The following is a 14,697-nucleotide window of genomic DNA, read 5'->3' on the forward strand; positions in this document are numbered from 1 at the left end:
AGGCGCCACCGCCGCCAGATGAACCGCCGCCGCCGCTGAAATTATCATTGTCAAAAGAGGATGAAGAGGAAGATGACGACGATGATGAAGAACGCCAGGAGGCCGAGTTACTTCTTTCGTAATGTGACGGTCGGTTGGCACTGCGCATCGAATCCCGAACCTTTTTGCCGAAGGGGGTAAAAGCGATGGCGACAGCCAGGAACGGTGTGGCGAAGCAGAGTAATGTTGCGAGTACTCCCCAGCTTCCGCTGAAACCTGCTATAGGTAAAACAAAGGCCAGTACAATAGCTGTGAAGTAAATTAGTCCCAGCGTTTTGACATATCCTCTGGCGGAAATAAAGGTCAGTACTATTGCCCAGACTAACAAAGCCCACCAACCGCTAAAGGGCAAAGGGTGATCGGTCGGTGTTATCGCTTCTAAATTATTCCCCGTCAGACGATTATCAATATCGCTTATTCCCTTTTGCAAGCCGCCAGCAAGGTCGCCATTTTTAAATGCCGGAATAATACTGTTGCGAATAATTTTCCCGGACTGCGCATCCGTAATAACGCCTTCCAGTCCGTAACCGATTTCAATACGCACGGTATGATCCTGCCAGGCTACTAACAGTAGAACGCCATCATCGCGGTCTTTATCACCCGGTTTCCAGCTATCGAATACCCGCGTAGCGTACTGCTCGATGGTTTCATCGCCCGTTGTTTCAACCACTAACACGACCAGCTGTGCGTGGCTTTTTTGCGTCAGAGCTTTAATCTGGTTGGTCAGGGTGTTTACTTCGCTGCTCGTCAATGTGCCGGTTAAGTCATTCACATACCTGGGTGATTCAGGTACTGGAATTTGTGTGGCAAACACAGATGAACAGAAGAAAGCCATAAGGAAGATAAAATTTCGCACAGGACTTCCTCGCTTAATGAGCATTAGTATTCTGGCTAAAATCTATTGTCGGGGCTTTACTCACAGCGGCGACATCATCCGGCAAATAATTTTTCTTTGGTGTGTAATCCATGACCTTTGCGGTTAACACTGCGGGGAATTTGCGGATAGTGACATTATATTGTTCAATAGCTTTAATATATCTTCCTCGCGCAACGGCAATTCGATTTTCACTTCCTTCGAGCTGTACCATCAAATTTTGATAGAGTTCCTGGGCCTTTAACTCAGGGTAACGTTCACTAATTATCGTTAACTGACCGAGAGTGCGAGACACCTGCGCCTGAGCTTGTTGCCAGGTTTGTAATTTTTGTTCATCTCCCGGAGTTTGCTGAAGAGCGCTACTGGCGCGATTAGCCTGACTACGTGCCAATGTTACGGCTTCCAGTACCTCTTGTTCATGGCTGGAATAACCTTTAATACTGGCGACAAGATTAGGAATAAGATCGGCGCGACGTTGATATTGATTTAATACCTCAGACCAGGAAGCGTTAACCTGCTCATCATAGGTTTGAATATCGTTATATCCACAGCCTGATAAATTGAAAATAAATATAATTACGATGAATGTTCTGAGCATGGTTAAATCCCTTTTAATTAATTCCTTAAAACATAATACGCCACTTCATTTTATTCTTTATGATCTAATCCACTTTTTGCCTTAAACCTGCCTGTAACAGAATGTTAATAAGGCATGATTGTTGTGGCAGGATCTGCAATAATTAACAATTATCCACTTCACAGAGAATGCTATGCAGTACCCGATTAACGAGATGTTCCAGACCCTGCAAGGTGAGGGTTACTTTACCGGCGTCCCCGCCATTTTTATTCGTTTACAGGGATGCCCGGTCGGCTGTGCCTGGTGCGACACCAAACACACCTGGGAAAAGCTTGAGGATCGGGAAGTCTCCCTTTTCAGCATTCTGGCGAAGACCAAAGAGAGTGATAAGTGGGGGGCGGCGAGCAGTGAAGATTTGCTGGCTGTCATTGGTCGTCAGGGATACACCGCGCGGCATGTGGTGATTACGGGTGGTGAGCCTTGCATTCATGATTTGCTGCCACTGACTGACCTGCTCGAAAAGAACGGTTTTAGCTGCCAGATCGAAACCAGCGGTACTCATGAAGTACGCTGCACGCCGAATACCTGGGTTACCGTATCGCCAAAGCTGAACATGCGCGGCGGCTATGAAGTGTTGTCACAGGCACTGGAGCGAGCCAACGAAATCAAGCATCCAGTGGGACGCGTACGTGATATTGAAGCACTGGATGAACTACTGGCAACGCTGACCGATGATAAACCACGAGTCATTGCACTGCAGCCGATTAGCCAAAAGGATGATGCCACACGTTTGTGCATTGAAACCTGCATTGCGCGCAACTGGCGTTTGTCGATGCAAACACATAAATATTTAAATATTGCCTGATTAAACATTTATAAGCGTTATAAATGGGTGGAACCTGTAAAGACTTCTGCTCATTTATATTCTTTGTCGCCTCTGAAAAACCTCCATTTTGCCCGTCCTGGACTAATCATTATCATTCTCTACAAATTCTCTGGCGTTAATTTTTCGCTGGAGTGAAAATTATTGCAGTGAAGTTTGGTAGATTTTAGTGGGTATAGAGTTATCTTAAACATTTACCTTTTTAATCAATGGATTAAGTGTTCTTTAACATAATGGATGTGTTGTTTGTGTGATCCTGTAAAGTTGGTAGATTGTGACTGGCTTAAAAAATCATTAATTAATAATAGGTTATGTTTAGAGAGTTCCCCGCGCCAGCGGGGATAAACCGCCATTTAGGATCATTCATCGACAATTCTCAAAGAGTTCCCCGCGCCAGCGGGGATAAACCGATTGGTAACTACGGCACAAAACAGGAGCACAGGAGTTCCCCGCGCCAGCGGGGATAAACCGGGATAGTCCTATTCAAATCGGATTATCACCACGAGTTCCCCGCGCCAGCGGGGATAAACCGGGCGCACGCGCGAGGATATGTAGTCTAACAGCGAGTTCCCCGCGCCAGCGGGGATAAACCGATTTTCGCGGCGGGTAGTCGAGCCCGGCGATCGAGTTCCCCGCGCCAGCGGGGATAAACCGCCACTTAACCGAACTTCATCGCAAAACACGCGGAGTTCCCCGCGCCAGCGGGGATAAACCGAAATTTATCATCATTGTGGTGCTCTTAGTTATGAGTTCCCCGCGCCAGCGGGGATAAACCGCATCACTGGACGCCCATTTGAATAACTCACAGGAGTTCCCCGCGCCAGCGGGGATAAACCGATTCAGCAAATAGCGAATTTCATAAATATGATGTGTTCCCCGCGCCAGCGGGGATAAACCGTACGTTAAACGCCATCTGTCATGGGTCGTCATGTGTTCCCCGCGCCAGCGGGGATAAACCACCATATAACCCGTTATCTCTTTCTCAAGTTTTTATATTAGCTGTACTTGTAATAAGCAACATATCCACATAACACCTCATGTTCAAAATAGTTCCCCATGCCAGATAAGTTCACAATTATCGATACAAAAAATCAAATTTAATCAAAGTGTTATATGTATAATCCTTAAACCGTTAAGAAATTTTAATATATTATTTTTTTAATATTAATTAATGCCTGTTAATTTTTTCTTTAGAATAACAGTGTATTTTTTAAGCTTGTTATTCATTGATTAAGTAATAAATCTGGAAGTTTGTCTTTGTTTTGAGGCTAATGAGTGGTTTTACATAACCGCCTCTATACGCTGTTGATGAATAGTTCTTATGAATAAAGATATCCAGTTCATACTTTAAGTGAAAATTGATAAAGTGCGATTCGTATTGTCTTTTATTCTAAAGACATCGAGTGTAGTTAATATTCCTTGTAAAAACAGGGATAAACCGAACTAGTTAAAGTTTTTATTATGTTCCCTGCATCAGCGGGGATAAACCGGACTTGTTATCATTTTTTAAGTTGTCGAACTTATGTTCCCCGCGCCAGCGGGGATAACCATTCAGGTATGTTCAGGCCGGGCAGTTTCCCGCCCGGCCTTCCTCACTTACGCATTCGACCAGCTCTGGATCGAATCTGCATTCCCCAACTCACCATGCATCACTTCATACGATTTTTTCAGGATCACATCAGTGTGTTTGGTTAGGTCTTTGAAAATGCCTTTATTCATCGCGTCGTAGCGTTTGGCATTGCTCTCAATCGGCATAAAGATATCTTTCACGCGAACCATTTTGTCGACAGCCGTTGCGTAATCCGGGTATAGCCCCAGACCTATCGCTGTATTAATCGCGGCCCCCAGACTTGCGCAACCGTTAATGGCGTTACGGCGTGCCGGAAGGTTGAACACGTCGGCAAAAATCTGCATAAACAGATCGCTGTTCGAACCACCGCCAGTAATGATCACATGTTTCGCAAAGTGATTCATTTCATGACACATATTGTCGTAATTGTTCTTCAGCGTCAGCGCCACGCTTTCCAGTATCGAACGATAAATCCATGCGTAATCCATGCTGGAATCAAAGCCGATCATAATTCCGCGTTTGTACGGTTCCCACGGATTGGTCAGCCAGTCCAGCACCGTCATCAGACCATTACAGCCAGGCGGCACACAACAAGCTTTTTTGTTGAGCAAATCTTCCGGTGAAAGATCCTGCGCCCTGGCATCCTTAATTAACGATTCGCCTAGCATGTCGCGCAGCCAACTCACCGTCCACATACCTTTTCGAATACCATAACCTTCATACAGCAAGGTTTCCGGAATAGAAGACATGATCGGCCAGTACGCAACCGGATCTTTCGGCAGTGCTTTGCCGTTCATCATCAACGCGATGTAGGTACCAAGAGAAATTACCGCCGTTTCATCATCCAGTAACCCTGCTCCCAGTGCTTCTACCGGTTTATCACTGGTGGTACAAACAACGGGCAGTCCAACCGGGAAATGTGTCGCCAGCGCGGCTTGTGGTGTGATATGCCCAAGTACAGTGCCCGGCATTTGCACATCAAAAAGCATCTGTCGGGGAATATTAAACTTCTCCATTACCGCGGTATCTTCGCTCCATGCCCAGGTCTTATAATCCACCGGCCACTGACCAAAATAGTTGGCGATATTGTCTTTAAACTCGCCGGTTAAACGGTGTGTCAGATAACCTGAAAAAGAGGTGACATATGCCACATCAGGATTGATGTGCTCGTAGGGACGTGTTACGCGTGCATCCTGCCAGCTAATCAACGGCGCAGCTGGCGTGCCATCGGCTTTCAATAACGCACGGCAGCAACGGATAGATCCCAGACCAATGCCGACAATATCTTCTTTATTCCCGGCAAACTGGCTCATCAAATCGTGACCAGCAAAACATAATGATGCCCATAAATCATCGTCAGGATGTTCTGCGGTATCGGCATCTGGAGTGTGCATCGGTTGTAATAAGCCTTTGCCTTCGCAAACCACGTTACCTTCCAGATCGTACATCACCACTTTTGTGCTCTGACTTCCGCCATCAATCCCTATGATGTATTTTTTCGACATGATTTTTCTCCTGTAATTTTCCTGGCTTACTTGCTGCTAGCCATTGCGGGGGCGCTATCAGCAGTACGAATTTTTTGGAACAGCAAAAAGGTAAAGACGATCACCATGGCAAGCGCCGCCATGCCCATCAGCCACATATTGCGGTAGGCTTCTGCTGCGGGCAGGGTGTCTTGCCAGTGGCCGATAATTGGGTAAACGAAGACATCCGGCAGAAATCCAATCACCGAACAAATACCTACCGTGGTGCCCATAATGTAAGACGGTGTTCTCGCTTCGCCAGGGCAGGCCCAGTACAGCCCGCGTGAGGCGTAACAGGTGAATCCCAGAAGTAAAATCAGACCAATCCCCATCGCGACCGATTGCGGGTTAGAGTTCGTGATGAGCAGGGCAGTTAACGCCAGCAGGCCGAGTACGGAAAGGATTTGGATCACGCGGGTAGGAGATTTCACTTTACTGTAGGTGGTGATAATGCCGCCAAGTGGACCACACAGCGCGCGAAAGATTTTGTTGATCACAATCCCCATGTAGCTTGCTGCCACCAGCGACATGCCGTACATTTCGGTCAGATAGTTGGTGGAGTAACTCAGAATGGCGTAGATGGTGAAGACGCCAAAAATCACCATGCTGCAGTACCATGTGGTGCTGATGCGCAAAACGGCCAGGATGTCGCTAAGCTGGAATGACTGTTTTTCTTCGTTATTGGCATTGCGCAGGTTGTTGTTATCGCTAACAAAAAACCAGCACAGAATCCCCAACAAGATGTAAACCACACTATAGATGATAATGACCGTTTTCAGGCTGGCGCTGTCATCCGGTGCAAAGCGAGAAAAGACCCACATGGTAAACACCGCCAGCGACATTACACCGACGCCGCGCAGCCCTTCCATCCAGCCCATAATTTTCCCTTGCTCGCTATGATCGCCAAGCAACGATGCGGCTTTAATCGACACCGACCACAGCATTAAAATCGTCGTTATCGCAAAGGCGACCTGAATACAGAGCATTACCCACAGCGGTGGATAAGTTGCCATTAACAAACCCAGTAATCCGGTAATGACCATTGCAGAAGTAATCATTTTGCGGTGTGAAAATTTATCGGCAATAACGCCGCTGGGGGCATAAAGAATAATAGCCGCAATACCAAAGGTACTCATTATTAAACCTATCTCGGTATTGCTGAATCCCATAAATTTCGCCATGGGAATTTGATAAATATAACGTAAATAAGCCAGGTCGAAACTAACGCCGCCGCTAAAACTAATTATCGCGAGGGTTATCCAACGGCGATATAAGTTGTGTTGCATATCGTATTCCCATTTGTAATAGACAAAAAAAAGAGAAAAGTAAGCCGCCCTTTCAGGTGGATTACTTTTCTCAGGTCTCTAGTAATTGCAATAAGAAATAACATGGAAAGCAGTGGTGTTGTGTGAGAGTAGTCACGCTTCTGCTTTTTAAAATTATTTGATAATACGAATATCACACTGTGATTACGATCACATTAGCACTTATTCCCTTATGCTAAAAATTATCTCCAGTTACCAGAGATAATGAGAAAGGTAACTTCCCTCTCGCGGGGGAAGTTACCTTTCTTTTTTTTGCCTTACGGAAATTGGAGCTAACTATGTCAATCGAATCTCTCAATGCGTTCTCAATGGATTTTTTCTCCCTGAAAGGTAAAACCGCAATTGTTACTGGTGGGAATAGCGGTTTAGGCCAGGCATTTGCCATGGCGCTGGCAAAAGCAGGCGCAAATATCTTTATTCCAAGTTTCGTTAAAGATAATGGCGAAACAAAGGAAATGATTGAAAAACAGGGTGTTGAGGTGGACTTCATGCAGGTGGATATCACCGCAGAAGGCGCGCCGCAGAAGATAATTACCGCCTGTTGTGAACGTTTCGGCACCGTCGATATTCTGGTTAACAATGCCGGTATATGTAAGCTGAATAAGGTGCTGGATTTCGGTCGTGCCGACTGGGACCCGATGATTGACGTGAACCTGACCGCCGCATTCGAGTTAAGCTATGAAGCGGCAAAAATTATGATCCCGCAGAAAAGCGGTAAAATCATTAATATCTGTTCATTATTCTCTTACTTAGGTGGACAATGGTCACCTGCATATTCTGCCACTAAACATGCTCTTGCCGGATTCACCAAAGCTTATTGTGATGAACTAGGTCAATATAATATTCAGGTAAATGGTATTGCCCCTGGCTATTATGCAACAGATATCACCCTGGCGACACGCAGTAATCCAGAAACCAATCAGCGCGTTCTTGATCATATTCCAGCAAACCGTTGGGGCGATACTCAGGATTTAATGGGCGCAGCCATATTTCTCGCAAGTCCGGCATCGAATTATGTCAACGGGCATTTATTAGTGGTTGATGGCGGTTATTTAGTGCGCTAATCCATAACGGTGGTTTCTGATTTCTTTTATTAATGACTATTCCATTTTTATTATCAGGAAGGAATTACTATGTCTTTATCTCGCGCAGCGATTGTCGACCAGCTAAAGGAAATTGTTGGTGTAGATCGCGTAATTACCGATGAAACGGTATTGAAGAAAAACAGTATTGATCGTTTTCGTAAATTTCCGGATATTCATGGTATTTATACTTTGCCTATTCCGGCAGCGGTCGTAAAACTCGGTTCCACTGAGCAAGTGTCCCGTGTGCTGAATTTTATGAATGCACACAAAATTAACGGCGTACCACGTACCGGTGCTTCCGCTACCGAAGGCGGGCTGGAAACCGTTGTGGAAAACTCGGTGGTGCTTGATGGCTCTGCAATGAATCAAATCATTAATATTGATATAGAGAATATGCAGGCGACGGCGCAATGTGGCGTTCCGCTGGAAGTGCTGGAAAACGCGTTGCGTGAAAAAGGTTACACCACGGGGCACTCTCCGCAGTCAAAACCGTTGGCACAGATGGGTGGACTAGTGGCGACCCGTAGTATCGGGCAGTTCTCCACACTCTACGGCGCAATCGAGGATATGGTCGTTGGCCTGGAAGCAGTACTGGCTGATGGCACCGTGACACGCATTAAAAACGTGCCACGACGCGCGGCGGGTCCGGACATTCGTCACATCATCATCGGCAACGAAGGCGCATTGTGCTATATAACTGAAATAACAGTGAAAATCTTTAAATTCACTCCCGAAAACAACCTCTTTTATGGCTATATCCTGGAAGACATGAAAACCGGCTTCAACATCCTGCGTGAAATCATGGTGGAAGGATATCGTCCGTCGATCGCTCGTTTGTATGACGCTGAAGATGGCACCCAACACTTCACCCATTTTGCCGACGGAAAATGCGTGCTGATTTTTATGGCTGAAGGTAACCCTCGCATTGCGAAGGCGACGGGCGAAGGGATTGCTGAAATCGTGGCACGTTACCCGCAATGCCAGCGCGTGGACAGCAAGCTGATCGAAACCTGGTTTAACAACCTGAACTGGGGACCGGATAAAGTGGCTGCCGAACGTGTGCAGATCCTCAAAACCGGCAACATGGGCTTTACCACCGAAGTGTCCGGCTGCTGGAGTTGCATACACGAAATCTACGAAAGCGTTATTAACCGTATTCGTACCGAGTTCGCGCACGCCGACGACATCACCATGCTGGGCGGTCACTCCTCTCATAGCTATCAGAACGGCACCAACATGTACTTCGTCTACGACTACAACGTCGTTGACTGTAAGCCGGAAGAGGAAATCGACAAATACCACAATCCGCTCAACAAAATCATCTGCGAAGAAACCATTCGCCTCGGCGGTTCGATGGTACACCATCACGGTATCGGTAAACATCGTGTTCACTGGAGCAAACTGGAACACGGCAGCGCGTGGGCGTTGCTGGAAGGGCTGAAAAAGCAGTTCGATCCTAACGGCATTATGAATACGGGTACTATCTATCCGATTGAAAAATAATGTGTCAGGCAGCGTTTCGCGATGACGGGGCGTTGTCTTTTCGGCTTCTCAACCGGGAAGCCGTTCTTATTACCGGACAATGAAGGGGTAAAGATGAACACTTCACCGGTGCGAATGGATGATTTACCGCTTAACCGTTTTCACTGTCGAATTGCTGCGCTGACTTTCGGCGCACACCTGACCGACGGTTATGTTCTCGGCGTCATTGGTTACGCCATAATTCAGCTTACTCCAGCCATGCAACTGACGCCGTTTATGGCGGGAATGATTGGCGGCTCGGCGCTACTTGGCCTGTTTATCGGCAGCCTGGTTTTGGGGTGGATCTCCGACCATATCGGGCGGCAAAAAATCTTCACCTTCAGCTTTATGCTGATTACGCTCGCCTCGTTCCTGCAATTTTTTGCCACCACGCCAGAGCATCTTATTGGACTGCGCATTTTGATCGGCATTGGTCTGGGAGGCGACTATTCAGTAGGTCACACCTTGCTGGCTGAATTTTCCCCGCGCCGCCATCGCGGTATTTTGCTGGGCGCTTTCAGCGTGGTGTGGACCGTAGGCTATGTGTTGGCAAGCCTTGCCGGACATCACTTTATTAGCGAAAGCCCCGAAGCCTGGCGATGGTTACTTGCATCGGCGGCATTTCCTGCCCTGTTGATTACGTTGTTACGTTGGGGAACGCCAGAATCGCCACGCTGGCTACTGCGCCAGGGGCGTTTTGCAGAAGCTCACGCTATCGTGCATCGCTATTTTGGTCCCCATGTTTTACTGGGCGATGAAGTGGCAACGGCGACCCATAAACACATCAAAACCTTGTTCTCTTCGCGCTACTGGCGGCGCACGGCGTTTAACAGCGTCTTCTTTGTCTGCCTCGTAATCCCATGGTTTGTGATTTATACCTGGCTGCCAACTATCGCCCAGACTATTGGACTGGAAGATGCGCTGACTGCCAGCCTGATGCTTAATGCGTTGTTAATTGTGGGCGCGCTGCTGGGATTATTTCTGACGCACCTGCTGGCACATCGCAAATTTTTACTTGGCAGTTTTTTGTTGCTGGCGGCAACGCTGCTAGTGATGGCCTGTTTGCCTTCTGGCTGTTCATTAACGCTGCTGCTTTTTGTTCTCTTCAGTACCACCATTTCGGCAGTCAGTAATCTGGTGGGCATTTTGCCTGCGGAAAGTTTTCCTACTGACATTCGCTCGCTGGGCGTCGGTTTTGCCACCGCCATGAGTCGGTTGGGCGCGGCGGTAAGTACTGGCCTGCTGCCGTGGGTGCTGGCGCAGTGGGGAATGCAAGTCACCTTATTGCTCCTGGCGACAGTGTTGTTGGTTGGTTTTGTCGTGACCTGGCTATGGGCACCAGAAACCAAAGCACTCCCGCTGGTGGCGGCGGGAAATGTAGGAGGTGCGAATGAACATTCTGTTAGCGTTTAAAGCCGAACCGGATGCCGGAATGCTGGCGGAAAAAGAGTGGCAGGCGGCGGCTCAGGGTAATTGCGGACCGGATGTTTCGCTGCTGCGAAGTTTACTCGGTGCTGATGAACAGGCCGCAGCCGCGCTTCTGTTAGCGCAGAGAAAAAACGGTACGCCGATGTCTTTAACCGCGTTGAGCATGGGGGATGAACGGGCGTTGCACTGGCTGCGCTATCTCATGGCTCTTGGGTTTGAGGAAGCTGTATTGCTGGAGACGGCGGCAGATCTGCGCTTTGCGCCGGAATTTGTCGCTCGCCATATTGCCGAATGGCAGCGCCAGAATCCGCTGGATCTGATCATTACTGGCTGCCAGAGCAGCGAAGGGCAGAACGGGCAAACGCCATTTTTGCTGGCGGAAATGCTGACCTGGCCCTGTTTTACCCAGGTGGAGCGTTTTACTCTCGACGCACCGTTTATCTCGCTCGAACAGCGTACTGAACATGGATTACGCTGTTGTCGGGTTCGCTTGCCTGCGGTGATTGCCGTGCGCCAGTGTGGCGAGGTGGCCTTGCCAGTACCGGGAATGCGCCAGCGAATGGCTGCGGGGAAAGCTGAAATTATCCGCAAAACTGTTACTGCTGAATCGTCAGCGATGCAGTGCCGGCAACTGGAAAGGCCAGAGCAACGACGCGGTGCAACGCTTCTTGATGGGCAAACGGTAGCAGAAAAAGCGCAAAAGCTATGGCAGGACTATTTACGCCAAAGGATGCAGCCATGAATATCGCCATTGTGACAATAAATCAGGAACATGCCGCAATAGCGGGCTGGCTGGCGGAGCAGGATTTCAGCGGCAGCACATTAACGCACTGGCAAATCGAGCCGCAGCCGATGGTCGCGGAACAGGTGCTGGATGCGCTGGTAGAACAGTGGCAGCGAACGCCTGCGGACGTTGTTCTCTTTCCGCCGGGAACGTTTGGCGATGAACTGGCTACCCGCCTGTCCTGGCGTTTACATGGTGCCAGTATATGCCAGGTGACTTCATTAAATATTCCAACCGGAAGCGTACGCAAATCCCAGTGGGGAAATGCGCTAACGGCGACGCTGCAAACAGAAAAACGCCCGCTATGCCTTTCCCTTGCCCGCCAGGCGGGAGCAGTGAAAAATGCCACGTTGCCCTCTGGTATGCAGCAACTGAACATTGTCCCCGGCGCGCTTCCCGACTGGCTGGTTAGCACAGAGGATCTGAAAAATGTTACCCACGACCCATTAGCTGAGGCCAGACGGGTGCTGGTGGTGGGGCAGGGCGGAGAGGCAGATAACCAGGAAATCGCTATGCTGGCAGAAAAGCTGGGAGCCGAAGCGGGCTACAGTCGGGCGCGAGTAATGAACGGTGGCGTTGATGCCGAAAAAGTGATTGGTATTTCCGGACATCTGCTGGCACCTGAGGTGTGTATTGTTGTTGGCGCTTCCGGCGCAGCAGCGTTAATGGCGGGCGTCCGCAATAGCAAGTTTGTGGTGGCGATTAATCATGACGCCAGCGCGGCGGTATTTTCACAGGCAGATGTTGGCGTGGTAGATGACTGGAAAGCGGTGCTGGAGGCACTGGTGACAACCATTCACGCAGATTGCCAATAACGTGCTGCCGGATGATCCTGTCTACGGTTCTGGGCTGGGGACTGTAGGCCTGATTAAGACGCGTCAAGCGTCGTATCAGGCGCTGAATGCCGGATTTGGCATGTGGCCTACAAATCAGACAAATTCAACTCGTTACGAGTATCCCGTCAAAGCAATTTTTTCGCTAACGTCCAGACCCCGGTATTCGTGGTAGAAAGCGCCACTACACCGGCGTTAATCGCATTACGCGCATCTTCTTCATCGCACACCAGCCCGCCAGCAATCAGCGGCTGGTGGATTTTCTCCGTTACCCAGCCCAGCACTTTAGGCATACAGCCTGGCAGAATTTCAATACAATCCGGGTTCGATTGCGCAACCTGTTTATCAATGTTGTGAAAAGAAATCGAGTCGACAATAAACAAGCGATGAATACAGAAAAAGCCTTCCGCTCTCGCCGCTTTTAGCATTGACGCTTTGGTACTGATAATGCCGTCCGCCTCGGTCACAAGTTTTAGAAACTGAATCACCACTTCTTTGTTCGATGCGCCTTCCAGCAAATCGACATGAATAAAGGCATATTTCCCGGCACTTTTAATCTTTTTGACGATATGACTGATGGTGCAAATATTGCCGTATAACACGGAAATAAACTGGCATTCAGAATCGATTGCCAACTGCAGGCTGGCATTGTCTTTAACGGCAGCAATCACCGGATTCTGGCGGAGCAGGTGTAAGAGGGGCATAAATTATCCTTATTATTTATCCAAAGCGGTAGGTGATGCCGAATCCGGAAGGCGGATAGCGCCACTGTTGTAGGTTTTTTTCATCACACAGTAAACGGCAGGTGCCACACTCCAGGCAGCCGCGATAATCAACGCGTAAGTCGCCTTCCGGCGTGAGCGAAAAAAGACCAGCCGGACAAGCGTTAATCAACCGTTCTGCCGTCTGGCGCTCAACGGAGTCTGCCGGAACAATATGTGGCGCATCAGCAGCGCGCCAGAGATTACGGGCTACAGACATCGAATACTCCTGACAACATCGCCCGCCAGATGCCACAGGCCATGACGACGTAAATGACGCCAGAGCAACTGGCGCAGCGGCGGAACAGGTTTATCACCTTGATCCCATAAATCACGGGAAATATCCTGCATTAACACAGGCCACTTACGGTACCAGCCCGGGCGTTGCAAAAGCGCCGGAACATGCTGATAGCGCTGTAGAACATCCCACAGCAGGCTGCGCTCTACGTTGTAATGATAAAGCGGAAACAGATTTTGCGGCTCGCGGTGCTGGCAGGCGCTTATCAGCGTTTGTGCCGCCGCCTGTGCGCCAGCCAGCGCCATATCCATACCGCGCACGGAAATTCCGGTATTGACGCAACTGCGCAACGTATCGCCCACCAGCAGCCAGCCGTTACCGGCGTATTGCACCGGCATACTGTGCAAGCCACCTTCTGGCACCAGATGCGCACCATACTCCAGTGATTCCGTGTTTTTGATAAGCGGGCGCACTGCCGGATGCGTTTTAAAGCGAGCCAGCAGCTCGCTTGCCGGAACACGACTTTGCGTAAGTGAAGAGAGCGGGCAAACAATCCCTAACGAGAGCGTTTGTTGATTAGTATAAAGAAATGCGCCGCCGGGTAAGTCATCACAGATTCCGCCGCTGAACAGCAACGCTGCGCCTTCGTTATTCTCCAGATGAAAACGTTCTTCAATAGCGGATGTTTCCAGCGCCAGCACTTCTTTGATCCCCAACGCCATCGCTTCGCCAGCAGGACGAGTCACTAACCCGTGACGCTCAGCCAGGACGCTGTTGGCACCTTCTGCCAGCACCACATAACGGGCGCGGAGAATATCGTCACCACAAATGACACCACACACCCTGCCGTTTTCTTCATACAGCGCATCTACCGTCGTACCAGGGATGCATTCGACACCTTCTTTTTCGGCTTCGGCAACCAGCCACGGATCGAACCGTGCACGTAATACGCTCCAGGATTCACCGCCGGGCTGTAAGCTGGAAAACGTCGTTGCGCCATCCGGCGTTAGCAGAGAAAGACTTTCGTGAGTGATGCGTCGTTCAAGAGGCGCGGTCAGGTGAAACTGAGGGAGGAGTTCCGCGAGCGCATGGGTGTATAAACGCCCGCCGGAAAGGTTTTTACTGCCGGGAATTTCAGCGCGTTCCAGTAACAGAACGGATAAACCTGCCCGCGCGCAGCGTAAAGCACAAGCGGTGCCTGCTATACCCGCACCAATAATAATAATGTCGCAGTCGTCTTCCATGTCATGCCCCAG

Annotated in this window: 12 protein-coding genes, 1 pseudogene and 1 CRISPR repeat array; of the genes and pseudogenes, 6 read left to right on the forward strand and 7 right to left on the reverse strand. The window is 49.2% G+C overall.

Features of this window, described 5'->3' with window-relative positions; translation table 11 throughout:
• Positions 1–223 precede the first annotated feature (223 nt).
• A pseudogene (locus BEB54_RS17295) lies at positions 224–895 on the reverse strand (TPM domain-containing protein); the annotation flags it as partial.
• Positions 896–908: 13 nt separating this feature from the next.
• Positions 909–1,511, reverse strand: coding sequence for a LemA family protein (locus tag BEB54_RS17300; protein ID WP_103253780.1), 603 nt, complete (start codon positions 1,509–1,511; stop codon positions 909–911).
• Positions 1,512–1,683: 172 nt separating this feature from the next.
• On the opposite strand from BEB54_RS17300, the gene queE reads away from it, so the two are divergent.
• Positions 1,684–2,355 carry a 7-carboxy-7-deazaguanine synthase QueE gene (gene queE / locus BEB54_RS17305; protein WP_001199973.1) on the forward strand — a complete coding sequence of 224 codons (672 nt, stop codon included), beginning with the start codon at positions 1,684–1,686 and terminating at the stop codon, positions 2,353–2,355.
• 338 nt (positions 2,356–2,693) lie between these two features.
• Positions 2,694–3,332: a CRISPR direct-repeat array (repeat unit 29 nt; unit sequence GAGTTCCCCGCGCCAGCGGGGATAAACCG).
• 637 nt (positions 3,333–3,969) lie between these two features.
• Here the strand turns inward: queE and BEB54_RS17310 are convergent.
• Together BEB54_RS17310 and BEB54_RS17315 are read right to left on the reverse strand one after the other, a co-directional pair.
• Complete coding sequence (locus tag BEB54_RS17310; RefSeq protein WP_105276668.1) at positions 3,970–5,448, reverse strand: FGGY-family carbohydrate kinase; 1,479 nt, start codon at positions 5,446–5,448, stop codon at positions 3,970–3,972.
• A gap of 26 nt (positions 5,449–5,474) precedes the next feature.
• A complete protein-coding gene (locus tag BEB54_RS17315) occupies positions 5,475–6,752 on the reverse strand; it encodes an MFS transporter (protein ID WP_105276667.1) in 1,278 nt (425 codons plus the stop codon).
• Between the two features lie 317 nt (positions 6,753–7,069).
• Here BEB54_RS17315 and BEB54_RS17320 point away from each other — a divergent pair, with 317 nt between their 5' ends.
• The 5 genes from BEB54_RS17320 (at position 7,070) to BEB54_RS17340 (ending at position 12,424) form a co-directional block, all read left to right on the forward strand.
• A complete protein-coding gene (locus tag BEB54_RS17320; RefSeq protein ID WP_000021331.1) occupies positions 7,070–7,855 on the forward strand; it encodes an SDR family oxidoreductase in 786 nt (261 codons plus the stop codon).
• 69 nt (positions 7,856–7,924) lie between these two features.
• Entirely contained in the window at positions 7,925–9,379 is a 1,455-nt protein-coding gene (locus BEB54_RS17325; protein ID WP_105282240.1) for an FAD-binding oxidoreductase, read from the forward strand.
• 21 nt (positions 9,380–9,400) lie between these two features.
• Positions 9,401–10,810 (forward strand): MFS transporter, encoded by a 1,410-nt coding sequence (locus BEB54_RS17330; RefSeq protein WP_161412481.1) that lies wholly within the window; start codon positions 9,401–9,403, stop codon positions 10,808–10,810.
• Entirely contained in the window at positions 10,788–11,567 is a 780-nt protein-coding gene (locus BEB54_RS17335; protein ID WP_105276664.1) for an electron transfer flavoprotein subunit beta/FixA family protein, read from the forward strand. The genes BEB54_RS17330 and BEB54_RS17335 overlap by 23 nt, the downstream gene beginning before the upstream one ends.
• On the forward strand, positions 11,564–12,424 hold the full coding sequence (locus BEB54_RS17340; protein WP_105276663.1) for an electron transfer flavoprotein subunit alpha/FixB family protein: 861 nt from the start codon (positions 11,564–11,566) through the stop codon (positions 12,422–12,424). Before BEB54_RS17335 ends, BEB54_RS17340 begins: the two co-directional genes overlap by 4 nt.
• A 146-nt stretch (positions 12,425–12,570) precedes the next feature.
• Here the strand turns inward: BEB54_RS17340 and BEB54_RS17345 are convergent, their stop codons facing one another.
• The 3 genes from BEB54_RS17345 to BEB54_RS17355 are packed head-to-tail and all read right to left on the reverse strand — an operon-like array spanning position 12,571 to position 14,685.
• Positions 12,571–13,146 carry a glycerol-3-phosphate responsive antiterminator gene (locus tag BEB54_RS17345; RefSeq protein WP_098401305.1) on the reverse strand — a complete coding sequence of 192 codons (576 nt, stop codon included), beginning with the start codon at positions 13,144–13,146 and terminating at the stop codon, positions 12,571–12,573.
• Between the two features lie 16 nt (positions 13,147–13,162).
• Positions 13,163–13,423 carry a ferredoxin family protein gene (locus tag BEB54_RS17350; RefSeq protein WP_000109506.1) on the reverse strand — a complete coding sequence of 87 codons (261 nt, stop codon included), beginning with the start codon at positions 13,421–13,423 and terminating at the stop codon, positions 13,163–13,165.
• Complete coding sequence (locus BEB54_RS17355; protein WP_105276662.1) at positions 13,414–14,685, reverse strand: FAD-dependent oxidoreductase; 1,272 nt, start codon at positions 14,683–14,685, stop codon at positions 13,414–13,416. Before BEB54_RS17355 ends, BEB54_RS17350 begins: the two co-directional genes overlap by 10 nt.
• Between the last annotated feature and the right edge of the window lie 12 nt (positions 14,686–14,697).

Origin of the sequence: Escherichia sp. MOD1-EC6021 (assembly GCF_002965245.1) — a bacterium.
In the GTDB taxonomy this organism is placed as follows: domain Bacteria; phylum Pseudomonadota; class Gammaproteobacteria; order Enterobacterales; family Enterobacteriaceae; genus Escherichia; species Escherichia coli_F.